Source organism: Roseovarius sp. (genome assembly GCF_965277045.1).
Lineage (GTDB): Bacteria > Pseudomonadota > Alphaproteobacteria > Rhodobacterales > Rhodobacteraceae > Roseovarius.
Window position 1 is genome coordinate 1,897,839 of sequence record NZ_OZ255712.1, and the last position, 22,074, is coordinate 1,919,912.

At 64.2% G+C, this 22,074-nt stretch carries 19 protein-coding genes; 5 read left to right on the plus strand and 14 right to left on the minus strand.

The window, feature by feature from the left end; genetic code table 11:
- The 5 genes from ACQY4V_RS09475 to ACQY4V_RS09495 are packed head-to-tail and all read left to right on the plus strand — an operon-like array spanning position 1 to position 7,509.
- Positions 1-1,527 (plus strand): 3-hydroxyacyl-CoA dehydrogenase, encoded by a 1,527-nt coding sequence (locus tag ACQY4V_RS09475; protein ID WP_428516855.1) that lies wholly within the window; start codon positions 1-3, stop codon positions 1,525-1,527.
- 59 nt (positions 1,528-1,586) lie between these two features.
- The gene (locus ACQY4V_RS09480; RefSeq protein ID WP_428516857.1) at positions 1,587-2,789 is read left to right on the plus strand and encodes an acetyl-CoA C-acyltransferase; all 1,203 of its coding nucleotides are present in this window, start codon (positions 1,587-1,589) and stop codon (positions 2,787-2,789) included.
- Entirely contained in the window at positions 2,789-3,976 is a 1,188-nt protein-coding gene (locus ACQY4V_RS09485) for an acyl-CoA dehydrogenase (RefSeq protein WP_428516858.1), read from the plus strand. Before ACQY4V_RS09480 ends, ACQY4V_RS09485 begins: the two co-directional genes overlap by 1 nt.
- A gap of 16 nt (positions 3,977-3,992) precedes the next feature.
- Positions 3,993-5,396 carry an acylating sulfoacetaldehyde dehydrogenase gene (sauS, locus tag ACQY4V_RS09490; protein ID WP_428516860.1) on the plus strand — a complete coding sequence of 468 codons (1,404 nt, stop codon included), beginning with the start codon at positions 3,993-3,995 and terminating at the stop codon, positions 5,394-5,396.
- Between the two features lie 13 nt (positions 5,397-5,409).
- On the plus strand, positions 5,410-7,509 hold the full coding sequence (locus tag ACQY4V_RS09495) for an acetate--CoA ligase family protein (protein ID WP_428516862.1): 2,100 nt from the start codon (positions 5,410-5,412) through the stop codon (positions 7,507-7,509).
- A gap of 97 nt (positions 7,510-7,606) precedes the next feature.
- Here the strand turns inward: ACQY4V_RS09495 and ACQY4V_RS09500 are convergent, their stop codons facing one another.
- From ACQY4V_RS09500 to ACQY4V_RS09565, 14 genes are all read right to left on the minus strand, one after another.
- Positions 7,607-9,625, minus strand: a complete 2,019-nt coding sequence (locus tag ACQY4V_RS09500; RefSeq protein ID WP_428516864.1) for a metallophosphoesterase family protein — start codon at positions 9,623-9,625, stop codon at positions 7,607-7,609.
- A gap of 474 nt (positions 9,626-10,099) precedes the next feature.
- Positions 10,100-11,533 (minus strand): NADH-quinone oxidoreductase subunit NuoN, encoded by a 1,434-nt coding sequence (gene nuoN / locus ACQY4V_RS09505; protein WP_428516865.1) that lies wholly within the window; start codon positions 11,531-11,533, stop codon positions 10,100-10,102.
- A gap of 4 nt (positions 11,534-11,537) precedes the next feature.
- On the minus strand, positions 11,538-13,085 hold the full coding sequence (locus tag ACQY4V_RS09510) for an NADH-quinone oxidoreductase subunit M (protein ID WP_152498030.1): 1,548 nt from the start codon (positions 13,083-13,085) through the stop codon (positions 11,538-11,540).
- A complete protein-coding gene (nuoL, locus tag ACQY4V_RS09515; RefSeq protein ID WP_428516868.1) occupies positions 13,085-15,220 on the minus strand; it encodes an NADH-quinone oxidoreductase subunit L in 2,136 nt (711 codons plus the stop codon). The genes ACQY4V_RS09510 and nuoL overlap by 1 nt, the downstream gene beginning before the upstream one ends.
- A 4-nt stretch (positions 15,221-15,224) precedes the next feature.
- On the minus strand, positions 15,225-15,530 hold the full coding sequence (gene nuoK, locus ACQY4V_RS09520; RefSeq protein ID WP_057789867.1) for an NADH-quinone oxidoreductase subunit NuoK: 306 nt from the start codon (positions 15,528-15,530) through the stop codon (positions 15,225-15,227).
- A gap of 134 nt (positions 15,531-15,664) precedes the next feature.
- On the minus strand, positions 15,665-16,273 hold the full coding sequence (locus tag ACQY4V_RS09525) for an NADH-quinone oxidoreductase subunit J (protein WP_428516870.1): 609 nt from the start codon (positions 16,271-16,273) through the stop codon (positions 15,665-15,667).
- Positions 16,270-16,683 carry a carboxymuconolactone decarboxylase family protein gene (locus tag ACQY4V_RS09530; RefSeq protein ID WP_428516872.1) on the minus strand — a complete coding sequence of 138 codons (414 nt, stop codon included), beginning with the start codon at positions 16,681-16,683 and terminating at the stop codon, positions 16,270-16,272. Before ACQY4V_RS09530 ends, ACQY4V_RS09525 begins: the two co-directional genes overlap by 4 nt.
- Positions 16,680-17,174, minus strand: coding sequence for an NADH-quinone oxidoreductase subunit NuoI (nuoI, locus tag ACQY4V_RS09535; RefSeq protein WP_057789875.1), 495 nt, complete (start codon positions 17,172-17,174; stop codon positions 16,680-16,682). Before nuoI ends, ACQY4V_RS09530 begins: the two co-directional genes overlap by 4 nt.
- 5 nt (positions 17,175-17,179) lie before the next feature.
- Entirely contained in the window at positions 17,180-18,217 is a 1,038-nt protein-coding gene (nuoH, locus tag ACQY4V_RS09540; RefSeq protein ID WP_428516874.1) for an NADH-quinone oxidoreductase subunit NuoH, read from the minus strand.
- A gap of 7 nt (positions 18,218-18,224) precedes the next feature.
- Positions 18,225-18,632 (minus strand): hypothetical protein, encoded by a 408-nt coding sequence (locus tag ACQY4V_RS09545; RefSeq protein WP_428516876.1) that lies wholly within the window; start codon positions 18,630-18,632, stop codon positions 18,225-18,227.
- Positions 18,629-20,638 (minus strand): NADH-quinone oxidoreductase subunit NuoG, encoded by a 2,010-nt coding sequence (gene nuoG / locus ACQY4V_RS09550; protein WP_428516878.1) that lies wholly within the window; start codon positions 20,636-20,638, stop codon positions 18,629-18,631. The genes ACQY4V_RS09545 and nuoG overlap by 4 nt, the downstream gene beginning before the upstream one ends.
- Before the next feature lie 6 nt (positions 20,639-20,644).
- Positions 20,645-21,058, minus strand: a complete 414-nt coding sequence (locus ACQY4V_RS09555) for a DUF5333 domain-containing protein (RefSeq protein ID WP_428516880.1) — start codon at positions 21,056-21,058, stop codon at positions 20,645-20,647.
- Between the two features lie 121 nt (positions 21,059-21,179).
- Positions 21,180-21,548 carry a hypothetical protein gene (locus tag ACQY4V_RS09560; RefSeq protein WP_428516882.1) on the minus strand — a complete coding sequence of 123 codons (369 nt, stop codon included), beginning with the start codon at positions 21,546-21,548 and terminating at the stop codon, positions 21,180-21,182.
- A 22-nt stretch (positions 21,549-21,570) separates the two neighbouring features.
- Positions 21,571-22,068 carry a DUF3291 domain-containing protein gene (locus ACQY4V_RS09565; protein WP_428516884.1) on the minus strand — a complete coding sequence of 166 codons (498 nt, stop codon included), beginning with the start codon at positions 22,066-22,068 and terminating at the stop codon, positions 21,571-21,573.
- Positions 22,069-22,074 lie beyond the last annotated feature (6 nt).

Genomic DNA, 22,074 nt, shown 5'->3' on the forward strand with positions numbered 1-22,074 from the left:
ATGGCAGCAGACAGCGAAACCCGAACCGTGGGCGTCGTCGGCGCAGGCGCCATGGGGCGTGGCATCGCGCAGGTGGCCGCGACCGGCGGCTGCCGGGTGATCCTTTACGACGCCCGGGCCGAAGCGACCGCCGATGCGATCGAATTCATCGGCGGGATGCTGGATCGGGCCGTGAAGAAGGAACGCATGACGGCCGAAGATGCCGGGGCCGCCAAAGGGCGGCTTGAAGCGGCCAGGGACATGGCGGACTTTGCCGGGGCCGACGTCGTGATCGAGGCGGTGAGCGAGGACATGGAACTGAAGTCGAAGGTCTTCGCGGCGCTGGAAGAGACCACGCGACCCGACTGTATCTTGGCCAGCAACACCTCGTCCCTGTCGATCACGCGTCTGGCGGCGGCTTGCGACCGGCCCGAGCGTGTGGCCGGATTCCACTTCTTCAACCCCGTTCCACTGATGCCGCTGGTCGAGGTCATCGCAGGCATCCGTACAGAGCCAGAGGTGATTGACCGACTGGTGGACCTTGGCAAGGTGATGGGCCGCACGCCGGTGCGCGTCGCCGACGCGCCGGGCTTCCTGGTCAACCAGGTCGGACGCGGCTACACGCTGGAGGCGACGAACCTTGTCGACGAGGGCGTGTCCACCTTCGCCGATGTGGATGCCATCATGCGCGATGCCGCGGGCTTTCGCATGGGGCCGTTCGAACTGCTGGACCTGACCGCGCTGGACGTGACGCATCCCGCGACGGTCGAGATCTACGAGCAGAGCTATCACGAGCCGCGCTTCCGCCCCGCGATGCTGATGGGGCAGCGGATGCAGGCTGGCCTTTTGGGCCGCAAGACCAAGCAAGGGCATTATGCCTATGTTGAAGGCAAGCAGCAGCGTCCCGAGGAGCCTTCTGCGCCGGAGTTTGACGGCGGCACTTTCTGGGTGGAGCCGGGCAACGATGCTCCCGCGCTGAAGGAGATCGTGACCTCATCGGGGGCCGAGCTTGATGGCGGTGAGAAGCCGGGCGCGGAGTCCGTGATTCTAATCGCACCGCTGGGGCTGGACGCCACCACCCATGCAGCCCGCGCGGGGCTTGATGCCACAAGAACGGTCGCGGTCGATCCACTATTCGGCTTCGAGGGCCGTCGCACCATCATGAAAACCATCGTCACCAGCAACGAGGCGTTGCGCAAGGCGCACGCGATGCTGGCCTGCGATGGCACGCCAGTCACGCCCATCCAGGACAGCCCCGGTTTCGTGGCGCAACGCATCGTCGCGATGATCTGCGCCATCGGCGCCAGCGTGGCCCAGAACCGGATCGCCACGCCGGACGATGTGGACCGCGCGGTCAAGCTGGGCCTCAACTATCCCAACGGACCGCTGGAGTTCGCCGACACGCTTGGAGTTTCACGCATCGTGCGGATTCTTGACGGGATGGCCGAATGCTCGGGCGATCCGCGCCACCGCGTGGGGCCGTGGCTGCGCCGCCGCGCCGCCCTGGGTGTGTCCGCCACGACGCAAGAGTCCCCGGCGCGGGGCTGACTGCCCTGCCCCGACAATGAACAGACAAGACGAACACGACACTCGAAAGGAAGACCACGATGCTCGATGCCTACATCTATGACGGCCTGCGCAGCCCCTTCGGACGCTCGGGCGGCGCGCTGTCCGGCATCCGCCCCGACGACCTGTTGGCCGAGGTGATCAAGCCGTTGATGGAGCGGGCGCAAATCGACGGCAGCGCCATCGACGACGTGATCGTCGGCTGCGGCAACCAGGCGGGCGAGGACAGCCGCTGTGTCGCACGTCACGCTCTTCTGCGCGCAGGTCTGCCGGTCGAGGTGCCGGGCACGGTGATCCAGCGCAACTGCGGCAGCGGCCTTGGTGCGATGATTTCGACGGCCCATGCCCTGACCTGTGGCGAGGGCGACGTGGTGATCTCGGGCGGCGTGGAAAGCATGAGCCGCTCGCCCTTCGTCGTGGGCAAGCACGCACGTCCCTTCGCGCGGAACCTCGAATGGTTCGACAGCGCGGTGGGTGCACGTTTCCCCAATCCACAGCTGGAAAAGGAATTCGGCAGCGACTCCATGCCCAAGACCGCCGACAATCTGGCTGATGAGCATAATATCAGCCGCGAGGATAGCGACGCCTATGCCCTGCGCTCGCAGCAGGGCTGGTCCAAGGCGCACGAGGATGGGTTCTTTTCCTCGGAAATCACACCGATCACGGTGCCCGGCGGGCGCGGGCGCGAGGATGTCACGGTCGACACCGACGAGCACCCCCGCCCCAAGACGGACATGGAGGGGCTGGCCAAGCTGCGTGCGATCCACGCCGATGGCGTGACCACGGCGGGCAGCGCCTCGGGCCTCAACGACGGTGCCGTGGCGCTGATGATGGGCAACAAGGCGGCGGGAGCGAAAATCGGACGCGACCCGATTGCCCGCATCCTTGCCAGTGGCGTGGCGGGCGTTCCGCCGCGCACCATGGGCTATGGCCCCGTCCCCGCCTCCGAGTTGGCGCTGAAGCGCGCGGGCCTCGGCATGGACGATATGGGCGTGATCGAGATCAACGAGGCCTTCGCGGCGCAAGCGCTGGCATGCATGAAGGGCATGGGCCTGTCGGCGGATGACGACCGGGTCAACCCCAATGGCGGCGCCATCGCCATCGGCCACCCCTTGGGCGCATCCGGTCCCCGCATCGCGCTGACCGCCATTCACGAGGCCAAGCGGCGCGGCGCGAAATACGCGCTGGCGTCGATGTGCATCGGCATGGGCCAGGGCATCGCCATCGTCATGGAAGTACTCTGATGGCGGATGGCGGCAAACCCCATTTCGAGTGGCGCGATCCACTGCTGATCGAGGACCTGTTGAGCGAGGAAGAGCGGATGATCCGCGACTCCGCGCATGATTTCGCGCAGGATCGCCTGATGCCGCTGATCCGCGACTGGCACCGGCACGAAACCTTCGATCCCGCGATCATGCGCGAACTGGGCGAGATGGGGTTTCTGGGAATGCAGATCGACGGCTACGGCTGTGCCGGGGCCAGCTATACCGCCTATGGCCTTGTCGCGCGAGAGCTTGAGCGGGTCGATGCCGCCTTCCGCTCGGCCTGCGGCGTGCAAGGCGGGCTGGCGATGACGCCGATCCACCGCTTCGGCAGCGACGCGCAGAAGGAAAAATACCTGCCGCCCATGGCGCGGGGGGAGTTGATCGGCTGTTTCGGTCTGACCGAACCCGATGCAGGCTCGGACCCGTCCCGGATGCGTGCGCGGGCACGGTCCGTGGATGGAGGTTATCGTCTGTCGGGCAACAAGGTCTGGATCACCCATGCGTCTATTGCCGACGTGCTGGTGATCTGGGCGCGCGATGACGCGGACGTGGTGCGCGGCTTCATCCTCGAAAAGGGCGCCGAGGGGCTTGAGACCCGCAAGATCGAAGGCAAGTTCTCGGTCCGGGCCTCGCCCACGGGCGAGATCGCGATGGACGACGTGTTCGTCCCTGCGGATCAGATGCTGCCCCATGCCAAGGGCCTGTCGGCGCCGCTGACCTGCCTCAACCGGGCGCGGCTGGCAATCTGCTGGGGGTCGATGGGGGCCGCCGAATTCTGCTGGCAGGCCTCGCGCGATTACGTGATGGAGCGCCAGCAATTCGGCCGCTCGCTGGCTGCAAGCCAGCTGGTGCAGGCCAAGCTTGCGGACATGCAGAGCGAGATCGCCCTGTCGCTGCACGCCACCCTGCGCCTGTCGCGGCTGCAGGACGAGGGGCGCGCGACGCCCGAGATGTTCTCGCTGGTCAAGCGCAACGCGGCCCGCAAGGCGCTGGAGATCTGCCGCACGGCGCGGGACATGCATGGCGGCAACGGCATTTCCGACGAATACCACGTGGTGCGGCACATGCTGAACCTCGAGGTCGAGAACACGCTGGAAGGCACCTATGACATCCACTCACTGGTGCTGGGGGCTGCACAGACCGGCATCCGTGCCTTCGCCGGATAATCAGGAGGACGCAGGAATGGACGCATCCGACCCCGGAACGATCATCAACAATCTTGTGGCCAAGGCTCGTGACGCCATGGCGGTGTTCGCGGACGCCACCCAGCAAGACGCCGACGCGGCCGTCACCGCGCTGGCCTGGGCGATCTACGAGCCGGGCCGCGCCCGCGCGCTGGCCGAACTGGCTGTGGAACAGACCGGGCTCGGCGACGTCGAAAGCAAGGTCGTCAAGAACCAGCGAAAGACCTTCGGCTGCCTGCGCGACCTCAGCCGCGTCAAAAGCGTGGGCGTGATCGAGGACGACCCCGGCCGCGGCATGGTGAAATACGCCAAGCCGGTGGGAGTCGTCGCCGCCGTCACGCCGTCGACCAACCCCACGGCGACGCCGGTGAACAAGGCGATGTTCGCGGTCAAAAGCCGCAACGCGGTGATCATCGCGCCCTCTCCCTCGGGCTGGGGCGCCACGAACGCGGCGGTCGAGCATATGCGGGCCGAGTTGCAGAAATGCGGCTACCCGGCGGATCTGGTGCAGATCCTGCCCAAACCGGTGAACAAGGCCCTGACGCAGGAATTGATGAAACAGGCCGACCTGGTGGTCGTCACCGGCTCGCAGAACAACGTGCGCCGCGCCTATTCCTCGGGCACCCCGGCGATTGGCGTCGGCGCGGGCAACGTGCCGGTGGTTATCGACGACAGCGCCGATCTCGACGATGCGGCGGCCAAGATCTGCCAGTCCAAGATCTTCGATAATGCCACCTCCTGCTCTTCGGAAAACTCGGTGCTGATCCACGATGCGGTCTATGACGACGCAATCGCGGCCCTGACCCGCGCGGGCGGCTATGTCTGCTCGGGCGACGAAAAGGCCCGTGTGCGAGAGCGGCTCTGGACCAACGGCAGTCTGAACCGCCGGGTGATCGCCAAGGATGCCGAGACACTGCGCGAGGTTTTCGAACTGGACGACGCCGCCAAGGGCGCGCGGTTCTTCATGGTGGAAGAAGGCCGCCCGGACCCGGAAAGCCCCTTTACGGACGAGAAACTGTCGCTGGTGCTGACCGTCTATCGCATCAAGGACATGGAGGATGCGGTGGACCAGCTGAACACCATCCTGAACGTCTGCGGCAAGGGGCACTCTGTGGGCATCCACACTGCCACGCCGGACCACGCGCAAATGCTGGCCGAACGCATCGACGTGGTGCGCGTGCTGGTGAACCAGGCGCATACCATGGGCAATGGCGGCAGTTTCGAAAACGCGCTGGAATTCACCCTTTCGATGGGCGGCGGCACCTGGGCCGGGAACTCGATCACAGAGAACCTGAACGCCCGCCACTTCATGAACATCACCCACCTCGTGCGGACCATCCCGACGGACAGACCGTCCGAGGAGGATCTGTTCGGAACGCATTGGACCAGACATGGCAAATAAGGGACCTCACGACATGAAAGATACCAGCGGGCGCGACCCCCTCGATTGCCTTCTCTCGCCGCAATCCATCGCGATCATCGGCGTGTCGAACGATTTCAACAAGCTGAATGGCCGGGTGATGAAGTTCCTGCTGGACAAGGGCTATACGGGGCGGATCTTTCCGGTAAACCCCAAGTATGACGAGGTCGGCGGCCATCGCTGCTCGCCCACCATAGGCGACATCGGCGAAACGCCGGACTTGGCCGTGATCTCGGTTCCGGCAAAGCTGGTGCCGGACCAGCTGATCGCCGCGGGAGAGGCCGGGGTGCGCGCCGCCATCGTCTTCAGTTCCGGCTTCGGCGAGATGGGAGAGGAAGGCCGCGAGAAAGAGCGCGAGGTGGTCGAGATCGCCAAGCGCTACGACATGCGCCTTTGCGGCCCCAACACGCTGGGCATCATCAACGCCTTTGACGGGGCATTCGCCACCTTTACGCAATACGGCATGGGCAAGACCAGCCCCGGGCCCGTGGGATTCGTCACCCAATCGGGCGCCTTTGGCACCGCCATCGCGGCGCTCGCGCGCAAGCGCGGGCTGGGCCTGGGCTATTTCGCCAACACCGGCAACGAGACAGACGTCACCTTTGCCGACTGCCTGGGCAAGATCGTCGAGGATCCGCGGATTTCCACGCTCGCCGGCTATATCGAGGGGGTCACCGACGGCCCCGGTCTGATCCATACCGCCCGCCGCGCGATGGAACTGGGCAAACCCCTGACCGTGACCAAGGTGGGCCGCACCGAAAGCGGGGCGCGGGCCGCGTCGTCCCATACCGGGGCGCTGGCGGGCGAGGACGCGGTGTTCGACGGGATCACCAGGCAGTTCGGCGTGATCCGCGCCCGTAACGAGGAACACATGCTGGATATCGTCGACATGTCCACCACTACCGCCTGCCCCGAGGGGCGCGGCGTGGGGATCGTCACGCAATCGGGCGGCGCCGGCGTTCTGATGAGCGACCGGGCCGAAGAGGTCGGCCTCAACGTGCCGCAGCTGTCCGAGCCGACCGTGGCGCGACTGCGCCAGATCCTGCCCGCCTTCGGCGCCGCCGGAAACCCGGTGGACGTCACCGCGCAGTTCATCGCCGACCCGTCGATGCTGAAGGAAAGCGTCAAGGCGGTGCTGGATGACCCCGAGGTGCACGTGGCCGCGGTCTGGCTGCAGCTCATGGACGGGTTCGTCGACACCTTGACCGAGACATTCCGGCAGTTGAAGGAAGAGACCACCAAGCCCTTCGTCGTCTCATGGGTGGCCGCCCCCGAGGAAGGGCTGCAAGCCCTGCGCGACCTCGGAATCTGCGCGCTGCGCGGTGCCGAGCCCACGATCGACGCAATCGCGGCGCTGGTCGACTGGAACGAGGCGCGGCAGGCCTGGCTGGCCGACAAGAGCGATGCGACGCCCCCGAGCGCCCTGCCCGCCCCCGGCGCGGGCCCGGTGCCGACGGTGCGCACCGCCGAGATGCTGGCGGATGCCGGAGTGCCCGTGGCGCGCGTGGGGCTGGCGACGTCCGCCGACGAAGCCGTTGCGCTGGCCGAGGATATCGGCTGGCCGGTGGCGCTGAAGATTGAATCCGCCGACATTCTCCACAAGACCGAGGTCGGCGGTGTCGAGATCGGCCTGAAGGACGCCGACGCGCTGCGCGCGGCCTATGCGCGGATCATCGAAAAAGCCGCCAAAGCCTCGCCCAAGGCCAGGCTGGACGGTGTCATCGTACAGCAGATGGGCGGCGGGACTGTCGAGATGGTGATCGGCCTGCGCCGCGATCCGGTGTTTGGCCCTGTGGTGATGGTCGGCATGGGCGGTATCCTGATCGAAGTGCAGAAAGACGTCGTGTTCCACCGCGCCCCGGTGACGGAGGCCGAGGCTGGCCGGATGCTGAACGCCCTGAAGGGCAAGGTGATGCTGGATGGCGTGCGCGGTGCAGCCCCGGTGGATCGCGGGGCACTCTGCGCCATGATCAGCGCGGTCTCGCGCTTTGCCGTGGCGTCAGAAGACTGGCTGGAAGAGCTGGATCTGAACCCGGTTCTGGCCGGACCGGACGGTGTGATCGCGGTGGATTGCCTGCTGATCTCGGAGAAGTAGATCTGACTGAGAAGTTCCAAAGAAACGGTCGCGCACCTTAAAAGGGCGCGTCCGTCCATATGTCCGGCAAGACAAGGCTGGACGCGATGCGGCAGGCTCAGCCGATTTGCAGCACCAGCGCGGTGTCGGGCGTATCGCCCTCATCCCCGCGCAGTCCACTGCGCGGGCAGATCCAGCCGCGCTGCCCCGCCTTGCTCGCGGGTACGACCCTGAGCGTCTGACCGTCCCGTTCAAGGATCGCCTCATCACCCGGCGCGGCGCTCCATTCGCCTAGGGATGTTTCCAGCGCGAGCGCCGACAGAAGCTCGCCCGCAAGCCGCGGATTGAAGCGGCGATCGACCAGACCGGTGCGGGTGAAATAACCCCGGTCGGCATCGTCCATCGTATCGAGTACCACGTCGAGGCCGAAACCGATCCCGGCCATCGCGGCCTCGGCGAAACGCTGCGCGTTGGCAACCTCGTCTTCGAAGGGCTCGGCCGGGCTCGCCTCCGTCGATTTGACGTAAAGCACCGGCACGGCACCGCTACTTTCCGCGAAATCTGCAAGTTGGCGCGCGGTCTGCCACGGCGAGGCGCTGCGCGGAATGCTGAACTGCGCGCCGTCGACCAATCCCGGCTGGGCGGTCATCAATGCCTGCAACTCATCCCTCTCGGCCAGCGTGAAGCCATGACTTATCAAGTGGTTGAACCGTGAGCCGGTATGTTTCGCCCCATCCTTGCGATTGACCCGTGACAGGATGATCCGCAGATCAGAGGCCGCTTTCAGCGCCTTGATCTCAGACGCCAACGCGTCGATCTCCTCCCAGTTCAGCACCAGCTCCAACCGGTCCACCAGCGCGGCATGCTCGGTCAGCGCCGCCCGCTCAGCGGTATCGGGCATGCCGTACAGATAGACCTGGAACCGGTGTCCGAGCCGGGTCATCAACTCCATACGCCGGCGAATGCGCGGATCACACAGGTCCTGAACCGGAACCCTCAGACCTTGCAGGCCCATCTCCCAAAGGGCCATGATCGGGTAATCGTTGCGCGCCCGCTTGCGGCGAAACTCGTCCACGGCCCCAGACGGGGCAACTGCCAGTTCCTCGGCCCAGGCATGACGCATGTCAACGAAGACCCCGGCCAGTCCGCCGGTTTTCACATGCGGGCGCGGCACAACAGGCGGCGCTGCGGCAGCGCCTTCCGGAAGGGTTGCGCCATAGCTGCGGTGATAGTGTGCGACGTGGCCATTCTCTCTCACCTCCAGGGTCAGAAAGCCCAGCTTGGCGGCATCGTTGCGCCCCTTCTGGTCACCGCCATCGATCCGGTACATCTCGGAATAGTCATGCCGCACGAAACAGGTGGAAGGCGTGATGTAATACTCGGTCTCGCCAATGCGGTCGTACCAGAAATTATGCACATGCGCGGAAAACAAAGCCTCGGGCTTGTGGGTCCGGATCAGGCCAAGGAACCAGCTGCGCGCCGGCTCCTCGATATTATCGTAACTGCCGGGCTCTGCCGGATCACTGATATACGGCGGATAGTGCGAAAACACGAACATACGCTCGCCCGCGTGGTCGGAAAGGTAATGCTCCAGCCACGTCGCCTGCTCGGCCTCGGCAGGGTCGCCGGAATTCATTAACGGCGCGTTGACCACGATGAAGTGGCAATCCTCATGCGTAACCGCGTAATAGTCCTTGCCGAAATGCTTGCGGTAGAGCGCGATGAATTCGGCGTTGACCATGCCTGCGGGCATCCACTTGACCGGTTTGTCACCGATGTCGTGATTGCCCGGCACAAGGTGGATCGGCGCCTTCAGGTCGGCGGCGATAGCGTGAAAATTATCGGCGGCAGGGCCGTAGCTTTCCAGTTCCGGGACCGGATTCACCATGTCACCAAGATGGATCGTCAACGCCGGATCGATCTGGTTGACCTGCGAGAAGACGTATCTTGCCCGGGGGTTGGCCTCGGCATTTGCGGGATAGGGCGACGCCGAGAAATCCTCTTTCTCGTTGACGTGGGTGTCGGACACGATCGCGACTTTGAAAAGGGTTTCGCCAAGAGAGTGAGCCATTTTGCTTCTGCCGAAAAATTGGGTACTACCAGAAGTTATCGTATTATTAGAATGATAGAAAGACATAAGTCAGAATTCAACTGACATCAGACGGTGACGCTCCCCCATGGACGCTTTCTGCGCGCGAAAACCAGACATGCCTCGAAAGTGCAGCAAAGGTCGGCTGTCCGCCCAGAGGGGCGAAAAGTCGTTAAACGTTTGCGGCAATAGAAAGTCTTAAAATTCTTGCTCTCCAAGCTGAATTTTCCAGAGAACCGTGTGCAGATTGGCCCTTGTAGGAAAATTGCCGTGAAGAATGACTTTCATAGGGCCGTAGCTGACTTTCTGAAAGCGATCCGTCAGCTACGGTCACCGGACGAGGCATCTAGGGATTTGAGAGCAGGATCAGACGTAGCTGAAAAAGGGGATATCTTAAGCCTACTGACGTGTAGCCACCCGAGAGGTAAGCAATTTATTAGTTGATAGTACTCCCGCCGGAGGCACCTGAAAAATAAAGAGACGCGCCATCGGCGCGTCCCCTTTTTCAGGCTGCGATGCGGTTCAGTCGACCAGTGTCGCCGCCGCCGCCTGCGCCATGGCCTCGACACCGAACATGTTCAGCATTCCCACAACCATAATCGCCGCCGACACCATCAGGAAGCCCCACAGCACCGGCGACTTGCCGGCCTCCAGCGGTTCGCCTTCTTCGCCGAAATACATGAAAAAAACGATGCGCAGGTAATAGAACGCCCCGATCACCGACGCGATCACACCGGCCACCGCCAGCCAGACCAGCCCGCCATCATACGCGGCCCGCAGCACGTACAGCTTGCCGAAGAAGCCCAGGAAAGGCGGCACGCCCGCAAGGCTGAACATCAGGATCAGCATCGCCAGCGCCCGGCCCGGATGGGCGCGGCTGTAGAGGTTCAGGCTGGCGATATCCGTCACCGGCCGCCCGTCGCGTTCCATCGACAGGATGAATGCGAAGGTGCCCACGTTCATCGTCACGTAAATCGCCATGTAGACCAGCATCGCCTGCACGCCGAACGCCGTGCCCGCGGCCAGCCCCATCAGGGCGTATCCCATATGCGCGATCGACGAATAGGCCATCAGCCGCTTGATATCCCTCTGTCCGATGGCGGCGATCCCGCCCAGGAACATCGACAACAGCGACAGCACCGCGATCACCTGCTGCCAGTCGCCCACAACGCCGCCGAAGGCGTCATGTGCCACGCGCGCAAACAGCGCCATCGCCGCCATCTTGGGCGCCGTGGCGAAGAAGGCCGTGATCGGCGTGGGTGACCCTTCGTAGACATCCGGCGTCCACATGTGGAACGGCACGGCAGAGACCTTGAAGGCCAGCCCCGCCAGCACGAACACCAAGCCAATCAGCAAGCCGAGTGGCGCCTGCCCTTCGGCCGACGCGATGATCCCGGAAAACAGCGTCGTGCCGGTATAGCCATAGACCAGCGAGGCCCCGTACAGCAGAATGCCCGAACTGAGCGCGCCCAGCACGAAATATTTCAGGCCCGCCTCGGTCGATTTCACGCTGTCCCGCCGCAACGACGCGACGACGTAAAGCGCCAGCGACTGCAACTCCAGCCCCATGTACAGCGCCATCAGGTCGCCCGCGCTGACCATCATCATCATGCCCACGGCCGCCAGCGCCACCAGCAGCGGATACTCGAACCGCAGCATGTCGCGCCGCGCCATGTAGTCCTGCCCCATCAGCAGCACCGCCGCCGCCGACAGCAGCACCGCCACCTTGGCGAACCGCGCGAACCCGTCATCGTTGAACATGCCGCCAAAGGCCGTGCGCGTGCCCTCGCCGGAAAACCCGATCCAGGCCGCCATCACCACGAAGACCGCCGCCGTGATCCACACCAGCAGCGGCGCAAAGCGGTCCTTGCCGGTATAGGCCACGCCCAGCATCGCCGCCATCGCGTAAACCGAGATCAGGATCTCCGGCAGGATTACATTCAGGTCTGCCTGCATGGGACTACTCCGTCGCAGCGGCCAGCTTGGTCGCGCTCTCCGCGTCGACCAGGGCCGTTTCATAGTTGGAAATCAGCGCCTCGACCGAGGGGCCGATGATGTCGGTCACAAGGCTGGGATAGACGCCCAAGAGCAGCGTCATCACCACCAGCGGGGCAAAGATCGCCTTCTCGCGCCGCGTCATGTCCTTTATCGACTTCAGGCTCTCCTTGATCAGGTCGCCCAGCACCACCCGGCGATACAGCCACAGCGCATAGGCCGCCGACAGGATCACGCCCGAGGTCGCCACCAGCGCCACCCAGGTGTTGACCTTGAAGATCCCCATCAGCGTCAGGAATTCCCCGATGAACCCGGACGTGCCCGGCAGGCCCACATTGGCCATGGTGAACAGCATGAAGATCAGCGCGTAGGCCGGCATCCGGTTCACGAGGCCCCCATAGGCGTCGATCTCGCGCGTGTGCATCCGGTCATAAATGACGCCCACGCAGAGGAACAGCGCGCCCGAGATGAAGCCGTGGCTCAGCATCTGGAAGATCGCGCCGTCGATCCCCTGCTGGTTCGCCGCGAAGATCCCCATCGTCACGTAGCCCATGTGGGCCACCGACGAATAGGCGATCAGCTTCTTCATGTCCTCCTGCGCCAGTGCGACCAGCGAGGTATAGACGATTGCGATGGCCGACATCCACAGGACCAGCGGCGTCAGCACCTCGGACCCTACCGGGAACATCGGCAGGCTGAACCGCAGAAAGCCGTAGCCGCCCATCTTCAGCAGGATCGCCGCCAGCACGACCGAGCCGGCGGTGGGCGCCTGCACGTGCGCATCCGGCAGCCAGGTATGCACCGGCCACATCGGCATCTTGACGGCAAAGCTGGCGAAGAACGCGATGAACAGCAGCGTCTGCATCCCGCCCACTATCTGCACGCCCAGGACAAAGAAATCCTCGGACCCGAAGGCGTGGGTCATCAGCGTCGGAATATCCGTTGTGCCCGCCTCGGCGAACATGGCGACCATCGCCACCAGCATCAGCACCGAGCCCAGGAAGGTGTAGAGGAAGAACTTGAACGATGCGTAGATCCGCTCCTTGCCGCCCCAGATGCCGATGATCAGGAACATCGGGATCAGCCCGGCCTCGAAGAAGAGGTAGAACAGCACCAGGTCCAGCGCCATGAACACGCCCAGCATCAGCGTTTCCAGCAGCAGGAAGGCGATCATGTATTCCTTCACTCGGTGCGTCACGTTCCACGACGCGGCGATGGTGATCGGCATCATGAACGTGGTCAGCATCACGAACAGAACGCTGATCCCGTCCACGCCCATCTTGTATTGCAGACCCAGCAGCCACTCGCGCTCTTCCACGAACTGGAAACCGGTGTTGTTGGGATCGAAATCAAAGAGGATGAACAGCGACACCAGAAAGGTCAGGCCCGTGGCGATCAGCGCCACCCACTTGGCGTTGCGCTGCGCCGCCTCGTCCTCGCCGCGCAGGAACACGGCCAGGATGAAGGCCGCGATGGCGGGGATGAAAGTGGTGATGGAAAGCAGGTTTTCCATTAGTTCGCTCCCCCGCTCAGGCTCATCCACGTCACAAGCACCGCGATCCCGATGACCATGGCGAACGCATAGGTAAAGATGTATCCCGACTGCGCCCTGCCGGCGAGGCGGGTGAAGAACGGGATGATGCCCATCGCGACCCCGTTGATGGTGCCGTCGATGACGTTGCCGTCACCCTTCTTCCACAGGAAACCGCCCAGCCGCTTGGCGGGTCGCACGAAGAGGAAGTCGTAGATCTCGTCGAAATACCACTTGTTCAGCAGGAACAGGTACAGCGGGCGCTGGTTCTCGGCCAGCCGTCCGGGGATCGACGGGTTCAGGATGTAGAACCACAGCGCCGTCAGGAAGCCGATGATCATCGCCACGAAGGGGCTGACCTTGACCCATTTCGGCACCGCGTGGGCGTCGTTCAGGATCGTGTTGCCCTCGGCGGCATAGATCGCCCCCTCGCCCGGCTCCCCGGTAAACACGTAGTGATGCTCGCCCTCGCCGTAACCGCCTTCGGCCTCGGCATGGGCCTCGGCTTCCTCGGCGTGGCTCTCGTCGGCCGCGGCGGTCTCTTCACCGTGGCTCTCGGCCCCCTCCTCGTGATGCTGCTCTTCCGCGTAAGGCACGCCAAAGAACTTCGCCACAGTGTCGGTATGCCCGAAGAAGCTGTTGTACCAGATCATGCCCGCAAAGATCGACCCCAGTGCCAGCACGCCCAGCGGCGCGACCATCACCATCGGACTTTCATGCGCGTGCTCGTGCGTGTGCTTGTCGCCGCGCGGCTCGCCCCAGAAGGTCAGGAACATCAGCCGCCAGCTGTAGAAGCTGGTGAACAGCGCCGCGATCACCAGCGCCCAGAACGCAAAGCCGCCACTTGTGCCCGCATAGGCGCTCTCGATGATCGCGTCCTTCGACAGGAACCCGGCAAAGCCGATCGTGGTCAGCGGAATGCCCACGCCGGTGATCGCCAGTGTTCCGATCAGCATCGCCCAGAACGTGTAGGGCAGCTTCTTGCGCAGCCCGCCATAGTTCCGCATGTCCTGCTCGTGATGCATCCCGTGGATGACCGAGCCCGCGCCAAGGAACAGCATCGCCTTGAAGAACGCGTGGGTGAAGAGGTGGAACATCGCCACTGAATAAGCCCCTACGCCCGCGGCCACGAACATGTAGCCCAGCTGCGAACAGGTCGAATAAGCGATCACGCGCTTGATGTCGTTCTGCACCAGCCCCACCGTGGCCGCAAAGAACGCCGTCATGCCGCCCAGCACCGTGACGAAGGCCAGCGCCCCGGGCGCGAATTCCATCAGCGGCGACATCCGGCACACCAGGAACACGCCCGCCGTCACCATGGTCGCCGCGTGGATCAGAGCCGACACCGGCGTCGGACCTTCCATCGCATCCGGCAGCCAGGTGTGCAGGAACAGCTGCGCCGATTTCCCCATCGCGCCGACGAACAGCAGGAAGGCAATCAGGTTAGCCGCGTTCCACTCCGTCCACAGGAACGTCAGCTGCGTATCGGCCAGCTCGGGGGCCGCCGCGAACACGTCATCGAAATTGATCGACCCGGTCAGGAAGAACAGCGCGAAGATCCCCAGCGCAAAGCCGAAATCCCCGACCCGGTTCACCACGAAGGCCTTGATGGCGGCGGCATTGGCCGAAGGCTTGCGGAAATAGAAGCCGATCAGCAGGTAGGATGCCAGGCCCACGCCCTCCCAGCCAAAGAACATCTGCGCCAGGTTGTCCGCCGTCACCAGCATCAGCATGGCAAAGGTGAACAGGCTCAGATAGGCAAAGAAACGCGGGCGATAGCTCTCGTCGTCGCGGAAATTCTCGTCATGGGCCATGTAGCCCATGGAATACAGGTGCACCAGCGCCGAGACCGAGGTGATCACGATCAGCATGATCGCCGTCAGCCGGTCCAGCCGGATCGACCACGCCACGTCCAGATCGCCCGACTGGATCCAGTCCAGGATGTGGATGTACTGCGTCGTCCCGTCAAAGCTGAAGAACACGATCCAGCTGAGCAGGGCCGACAGGAACAACAGCCCCGTGGTCACCCACTGCGCGCCCGCGTCCCCGATAGCGCGCCAGCCGAAGCCCGCGATGATGGCGCCCAGAAGCGGGCCGAATAGGATGATCTGTTCCATGCCCTCAGCCCTTCATCACGTTGACGTCTTCCACGGCGATCGTGCCGCGGTTGCGGAAGAAGCAGACCAGGATCGCGAGGCCAATGGCGGCCTCGGCGGCGGCCACGGTCAGCACGAACAGGGTAAAGACCTGCCCCACCATGTCACCCAGGAAGCTGGAGAACGCCACAAGGTTCACGTTGACCGACAACAGCATCAACTCGATTGACATCAACAGGATGATCACGTTCTTCCTGTTCAGGAAAAGCCCGAAAATCCCGATGACGAACAGCGCCGCCGCCACCGTCAGGTAATGCTCCAGTCCAATCATGTCGTCCCTCCGGGCCGTGCCCGTTCGTTTGTCTTTTCATCCCGTCCCGGGCCTGACCCGGGACCTCTTTGCCTCTTGCCCGGACGCCCTGGTCCGGAAGGCCCCGGATCAGGTCCGGGGCGCGGTCAGCAGGATCACAGCCCCTGCCCCGGTTTCACGTCCTTCAGCTCCATCGCCTTGGCCGGGTCGCGGTACATCTGCGCCAGCACGTCCTGCCGCTTGACGTCCGAGCGGTGGCGCAAGGTCAGCACGATCGCGCCCATCATCGCCACCAGCAGGATCAGGCCCGCCAACTGGAACAAAAGGAAATACTGATCATACAGCAGCATGCCCAACGCCTTGGTGTTCTCCAGGTCCGTCGGTGTGACGGCCGCGCGAGCGCCCTCGGCCCCCGTGGCCATCTGCCAGTTGCCGAAGGCAATGCCGAACTGCATCAGCAGGATGATCCCGATCAGCAGGGCCAGCGGCATGTACTTCGCCATCTCCGCCTTCAGCTCGGCGAAATCCACGTCCAGCATCATCACCACGAACAGGAAGAGCACCGCCACGGCGCCCACGTAGACGATGATCAAGAGCATCGCCACGAACTCCGCGCCCAGCAGAACGAAGAGGCCGGCGGCGGACAAAAACGCCAGGATCAGCCACAGCACCGAATGCACCGGGTTCCGGCTGACCACGGTGAAGAGGCCCCCCGCCAACAGCGAGACCGCAAAGAGATAGAAGGAAAACGCGGCGATGGTCATGTCTCACTGTCCTCGTCTTTGGCCTCGTCCATGACCTCTCGGGCGAACTCCATCGCCCGGTTCATGGACGGGATACCGGCGAACATCGCCATCATCGCGATGGTCTCGGCAATCTCGTCTTTCGTGGCGCCCGCCTCCAGCGCGTGGCGCACGGTCATCCTGATCTGCGTATCGCTCTGCGCGCCCAGCATGGTCAACCCCGCAAGCGTGATCAGCAGGCGCGTCTTGGCGTCCAGCCCGTCCTTGCTGATCCCCTTGCCGAACATCATCTCCATGAATTCCTTCGGCATGGTCGGCCACATCGCCTCGAACCCCTTGGGCGAGAACGACTCCAGCGCCGGATTCATGGTTTTCACCATCTCCTGCGCCTGCGCCATCATGGCCTCGAACGGGTTCGTCGGGTTGCTCATCTGTAGGGCGCGTCCATTTCCAGGTTGCGGGCGATCTCGGCTTCCCACCGCTCGCCGTTCTCCAGAAGTTTCTGCTTGTCATAGAACAGCTCTTCGCGAGTCTCGGTGGCGAACTCGAAATTCGGCCCCTCCACGATGGCATCCACCGGGCAGGCCTCCTGGCAGAAGCCGCAATAGATGCACTTGGTCATGTCGATGTCGTAGCGCGTGGTGCGGCGGCTGCCGTCGTCGCGCGGCTCGGCATCGATGGTGATGGCCTGCGCGGGGCAAATGGCTTCGCACAGCTTGCACGCAATGCACCGCTCCTCGCCATTGGGATAGCGCCGCAGCGCGTGCTCGCCCCGGAATCGCGGGCTCAGGGGGCCCTTCTCGTGCGGATAGTTCAGCGTCGCCTTGGGCGCAAAGAAGTATTTGAACCCCAGCTTGAAGCCGTGAAAGACATCCTTCAGCAGGAAGTACCCCGCCGCGCGTCCGTAATCGATCTGCGTCATGGTCGTCAGCCTCCCATTGCGTAGCGGGCCCAGAACGACCCGAAGACTTCGAATTTCGCCAAAAAGGACACGATGACCACCCAGGCGAGGCTCAGCGGCAGGAACACCTTCCAGCCGATCCGCATCAGCTGGTCATAGCGGTAGCGCGGCGTGATCGCCTTCACCATGGCGAAGAGGAAGAAGAAGAACGCCATCTTCGCGACCATCCAGAACACCCCGTCCGGGATGCCCGGAATGGGCGACAGCCACCCGCCGAAGAACAGCAGCGAGGTCAGCGCGCACATCAGGAAGATCGCGATGTATTCGCCGGCCATGAACAGCAGGAAGGGCGTCGAGGAATATTCCACCTGGTAGCCTGCCACCAGTTCCGATTCCGCTTCCGGCAGGTCGAAAGGCGGGCGGTTGGTCTCGGCCAGGCACGAGATGAAGAACAAGAACACCATCGGCAGATGCGGCAGCCAGTACCAGCCGAAGAAGCCGTAATTCGTATCCTGCGCCGCCACGATCGACCCGAAGTTCAGCGACCCGGTCGAGATGATCACCCCGATGATGATCAGGCCGATGCTGACCTCGTAGGAAATCATCTGTGCCGCCGACCGCAGCGAGCCCAGGAACGGATATTTCGAGTTCGAGGCCCAGCCGCCCATGATCACGCCGTAAACTTCCAGCGACGACACGGCAAAGACGAACAGGACCGCGACGTTGATATCCGACAGGACCCAGCCCTCGTTCATCGGAATCACCGCCCAGGCCAGCACCGCCAGCACGAAACTGGCCATCGGCGCCATCATGAACACGGTCCGGTCCGCGCCCGCGGGCACCACGACCTCCTTGACCACGTATTTCAGCGCGTCGGCCACCGTCTGCAACAGGCCATAGACACCCACCACGTTCGGCCCCCGCCGCATCTGCACCGCGGCCCAGATCTTGCGGTCGCCGTAAACCAGGAACAGCAGCGAGATCATCACGAAGCCCACCACCGCAAGGCACTGCGCCATGATCAGGACAAAGGTCCCAAACGGGGTTGTCAGAAATTCAGCCATTCGTCCCTCATACCGTCGGTATCCCGTTCTCCGCACAGTCGGCAGCCACGACTTCCGCGTCGATCCTTATGATGCCGCCGGGCAGCGACGGCGAGATGGTGTAAACCGCATCTGCGGTCCAGATGCCACCCCGTTCGTCCACATTCGTGCGCACGTGGCGCGCAAATCCGTATCCCCGGATCAGCGTGTACTCGGCCGCCGCGCATTCGGCGTACTGGCTGACGTCCTCTGCGTCCCGCGCGCCGGTCATTTCCACCCGGAAATTCACCAGGTCCCCGTCCAGAAGCCGCGTCTCGATTCCCCGGTACTCGGGGGTGAACTCGGCCTCCGGGTCCGCACCCGGCGCGGCACAGGCGGCCAGGCCCGCAAAGGCCATGACCGACAGCGCCCATATGCCGAACGCGGCTTGCGTCATTCCGCCGCCACCGGCTGTTCGCGGCGGTTCTTCGCGTTGGCGCTCAGCTCCGCCATAAGCGCGCTGGCCCGTGCAATCGGGTTGGTCAGGTAGTGATCGCCCAAGGCCGCCCCGATGGACCCCGCCGACGGCTCGACCTTTTCCACCATGCTCCACTCGTTCTCCGGCACCGCGTCGATCTGCGCGATATGCGGCACCGCCTCGATCAGCGCGCGGCGCAGCTGCGCCAGGCTGTCAAAGGGCAGCACCGCGCCCATCTCACCCGACAGCGCCCGCAGAATCGCCCAGTTTTCCTTGGCTTCGCCCGGCGGATGACCCGCGCGCAGCGCCAGCTGCGGACGGCCTTCGGTGTTCACGAAGACGCCCTGTTCTTCCGTGTAGGCGGCGGCCGGCAGGATGATGTCGGCGCGATGCGCGCCCCGGTCGCCATGGCTGCCCTGGTAGATCACAAACGGCCCCTCGCCGATCTCGATCTCGTCGGCCCCAAGGTTGTAGATCACGTCGGCACCCTCCAGCGCCGCCGTCACGCCGCCCTCGGTGACGCAGCCCGCATCCATCGCACCCACGCGCGACGCGGCGGTGTGCAGCACCAGCATCTTGCCGCCCATCTTCTCGGTCAGCTGCATCGCCGTGCTCAGCGCCGCAGGCCCGCCCTCGCCGATCAGCGCGCCCTGCCCGACGATCACGATCGCGTCTTCGGTCTCCTTGGCGTCGGACAGCAGTTGCGGCAACACCCGGTTGCGCGCGCCCAGCTCGGTCGCCTCATAGGTCAGTTCCGTCGGTTGCCCGGCATGGGTCACCTCGGCGCCGCGCAGCCACGCCTTGCGGATGCGCGCGTTCAGCACCGGCGACTCGTTGCCCGGGTCGGTGCCGATCAGCACGATCTTCTTCGCCGTGTCGATATCCTCGATGCGCGCCGTGCCCACATAGGCCGAACGGTTACCCGCCACCAGATGCGCACCGTCCGTGCGGCATTCCACGCGCCCGCCCTGGCCTTCGACCAGTTGTTTCAGGGCAAACGCGGCCTCCATCGGGGCCAGGTCACCCACGAGGCCCGCCACCGTCTTGCCCTTCATCGCTTCGGCGGCCTTGCCCAACGCCTCGGGCCAGGTGGCCGGGCGCAGCTTGCCGTTCTCGCGGATGTAAGGCTTGTCCAGACGCTGGCGGCGCAGACCGTCCCAGACGAACCGCGTCTTGTCGGAAATCCACTCCTCGTTCACGCCATCATGGTTGCGCGGCAGGATGCGCATCACTTCGCGCCCCTTGGTGTCCACCCGAATGTTGGACCCCAGCGCGTCCATCACGTCGATGGTTTCGGTCTTGGTCAACTCCCACGGACGGGCCGTGAAGGCGTAGGGCTTGGAAACCAGCGCCCCCACGGGGCACAGGTCGATGATGTTGCCCTGCATATTGCTGTCCAGCGTTTCGCCCAGGTAGGCGGTGATCTCGGCATCCTCGCCCCGGCCGGTCTGGCCCATCTGGTTGATCCCGGCCACCTCGGTGGTGAAGCGCACGCAGCGGGTGCAGGAAATGCAGCGCGTCATGTGGGTTTCCACCAGCGGACCCAGGTTCAGGTCCTCGGTCGCGCGCTTCGGCTCGCGGTAGCGGCTGAAGTCCACGCCATAAGCCATTGCCTGGTCTTGCAAATCGCATTCGCCACCTTGGTCGCAAATCGGGCAGTCCAGCGGGTGGTTGATCAGCAGGAACTCCATCACGCCTTCGCGGGCCTTCTTGACCATCGGGCTGTTGGTGCGCACGACCGGCGGCTGGCCTTCGGGGCCAGGCCGCAGATCGCGCACCTGCATGGCGCAGCTGGCCGCCGGTTTCGGCGGCCCGCCGACAACCTCCACAAGGCACATCCGGCAATTGCCCGCGATCGACAGCCGCTCGTGGTAGCAGAACCGCGGGATCTCGATCCCCACCTGCTCGCAGGCCTGGATCAGGGTCATCGCCCCGTCCACTTCCACTTCGTGATCGTCGATGATGATTTTGCGAAGGTCAGACATACGTTCTCACTTTGCTCTCAGAAGCTGCCCGATCTGGCTGCCCTTGGCCATTTCGGCCTGGCCCAGAACACACAGGCTTGCGGGGTCAAGATTGCTGGCCCCTTTCGATTTGAAATACGCGTTGCGCCGCTCGCGCATGGCCGCCTTGTTGGCGTCGTTGTTGATGTAGGCGTCGATCTCGGCCTCGCTGTAGCCGCGCTCGGCCGCCGCTTTCTTCAGCGCATTGGCATAGGATTGCGCCCGGAACAAGCGCCCGCCGATGCTGCCGCACTCCCGGCGGATCTTGTCAGCGGCCGCAAGGTTAAGCAGCCCCTGGTTGATCCCGGCCTCGTCCTTCAATCCCGCTTGCGCGGGCATCGCCGCCGCCGTCAGGGCCGCGCCCAGGGCCAGGCCAAGGATTTTGCTCGATACACGTTTCATATCTTCTTCCTTTCACGAAGGGCGCCCGGACCATCCGCCGCGCCATCTGCTGCGCAGATGGACGCGCGTCCCGCTGTTATGCAATAACAGCCGGCCCATGCCCTTGATATGAAAGGTGAAATTACCACAGAACGCATTTCCCGGTGAAGGTCAGCTTGTTGCCGTCGGGCTGCACCGTGCCGCGCGGCGCCAGCGGGCTGCGGTACCATTCCACTTCAGAGGTGCCGAAATTCTGCACGCAGTACCGCTTGCCCTCGTAGGCCCCCGCCGCCAGCGCGCCGTCATAGCCACGATCGACCCGCGGCACCGTGACCACGAACAGCTCGCGATTGTCCTTCGAGGCGGCCTTGGACTTCTGCTTGTAGAACACGCCGTTGAACGTGACGCGATCGGCGTTGCGGGTGCAGCCCGCCAGCACCGCGCCCGCCATCAGCGCCAGCACGAGGGTCCGCGCCCCCCGCCCGCTCAGGATATGTTTCATCGTCTTCACGCTCTCTGGCCTTTCGTTCTTGTCATTCCGCCGCCACAGGGGCGCAGCCGCGGGTCCGCCACAGCCTGGCCTCTTCCAGGTACGACCAGCCAAAGGCATGGTCGCTGTCGCCCTGCGCCTTCAGGTGGTCCAGCCGTTCCAGCGCCTCGTCCAGCGTCGGCCGATGCCCTTGCGGCACCCACCACATGACGAAATGCATGTCGCCCATCACCTCGAACCACTCGGCCCGGCGTTCATAGAACTGCCGGTGCACGGTGTTCCAGACGAAATTCTCCAGGCTCTCCACGTCGTCCCAGACGGTCAGGTTGGCCACGAATTGCGGATCGTCACCGATATTGTTCCCGGTGTTGCCCGTACCCGGCTCGCCCGAGCCTTCCATCATCCACACGAATCCCGGCATCCGCTTGCCCAGCCCGTTCACGCGGTCGAGCGCGCCCATGAACTCCGCCACGCGCGGGTCATCGGTGGGCGCGACCAGGCGGCCGACATTCAGCTGGGCCAGTTGGTATGTCCCGTCCATCGGCAC

Bases quoted from the DNA above. Each gene is read 5' to 3' on its own strand.
- ACQY4V_RS09475 (WP_428516855.1), top strand. From the start codon at position 1: ATGGCAGCAGACAGCGAAACCCGAACCGTGGGCGTCGTCGGCGCAGGC.
- ACQY4V_RS09480 (WP_428516857.1), top strand. From the start codon at position 1,587: ATGCTCGATGCCTACATCTATGACGGCCTGCGCAGCCCCTTCGGACGC.
- ACQY4V_RS09485 (WP_428516858.1), top strand. From the start codon at position 2,789: ATGGCGGATGGCGGCAAACCCCATTTCGAGTGGCGCGATCCACTGCTG.
- sauS (WP_428516860.1), top strand. From the start codon at position 3,993: ATGGACGCATCCGACCCCGGAACGATCATCAACAATCTTGTGGCCAAG.
- ACQY4V_RS09495 (WP_428516862.1), top strand. From the start codon at position 5,410: ATGAAAGATACCAGCGGGCGCGACCCCCTCGATTGCCTTCTCTCGCCG.
- ACQY4V_RS09500 (WP_428516864.1), bottom strand. From the start codon at position 9,625: ATGTCTTTCTATCATTCTAATAATACGATAACTTCTGGTAGTACCCAA.
- nuoN (WP_428516865.1), bottom strand. From the start codon at position 11,533: ATGCAGGCAGACCTGAATGTAATCCTGCCGGAGATCCTGATCTCGGTT.
- ACQY4V_RS09510 (WP_152498030.1), bottom strand. From the start codon at position 13,085: ATGGAAAACCTGCTTTCCATCACCACTTTCATCCCCGCCATCGCGGCC.
- nuoL (WP_428516868.1), bottom strand. From the start codon at position 15,220: ATGGAACAGATCATCCTATTCGGCCCGCTTCTGGGCGCCATCATCGCG.
- nuoK (WP_057789867.1), bottom strand. From the start codon at position 15,530: ATGATTGGACTGGAGCATTACCTGACGGTGGCGGCGGCGCTGTTCGTC.
- ACQY4V_RS09525 (WP_428516870.1), bottom strand. From the start codon at position 16,273: ATGACCATCGCCGCGTTTTCCTTCTATCTCTTTGCGGTCTCGCTGTTG.
- ACQY4V_RS09530 (WP_428516872.1), bottom strand. From the start codon at position 16,683: ATGAGCAACCCGACGAACCCGTTCGAGGCCATGATGGCGCAGGCGCAG.
- nuoI (WP_057789875.1), bottom strand. From the start codon at position 17,174: ATGACGCAGATCGATTACGGACGCGCGGCGGGGTACTTCCTGCTGAAG.
- nuoH (WP_428516874.1), bottom strand. From the start codon at position 18,217: ATGGCTGAATTTCTGACAACCCCGTTTGGGACCTTTGTCCTGATCATG.
- ACQY4V_RS09545 (WP_428516876.1), bottom strand. From the start codon at position 18,632: ATGACGCAAGCCGCGTTCGGCATATGGGCGCTGTCGGTCATGGCCTTT.
- nuoG (WP_428516878.1), bottom strand. From the start codon at position 20,638: ATGTCTGACCTTCGCAAAATCATCATCGACGATCACGAAGTGGAAGTG.
- ACQY4V_RS09555 (WP_428516880.1), bottom strand. From the start codon at position 21,058: ATGAAACGTGTATCGAGCAAAATCCTTGGCCTGGCCCTGGGCGCGGCC.
- ACQY4V_RS09565 (WP_428516884.1), bottom strand. From the start codon at position 22,068: ATGGACGGGACATACCAACTGGCCCAGCTGAATGTCGGCCGCCTGGTC.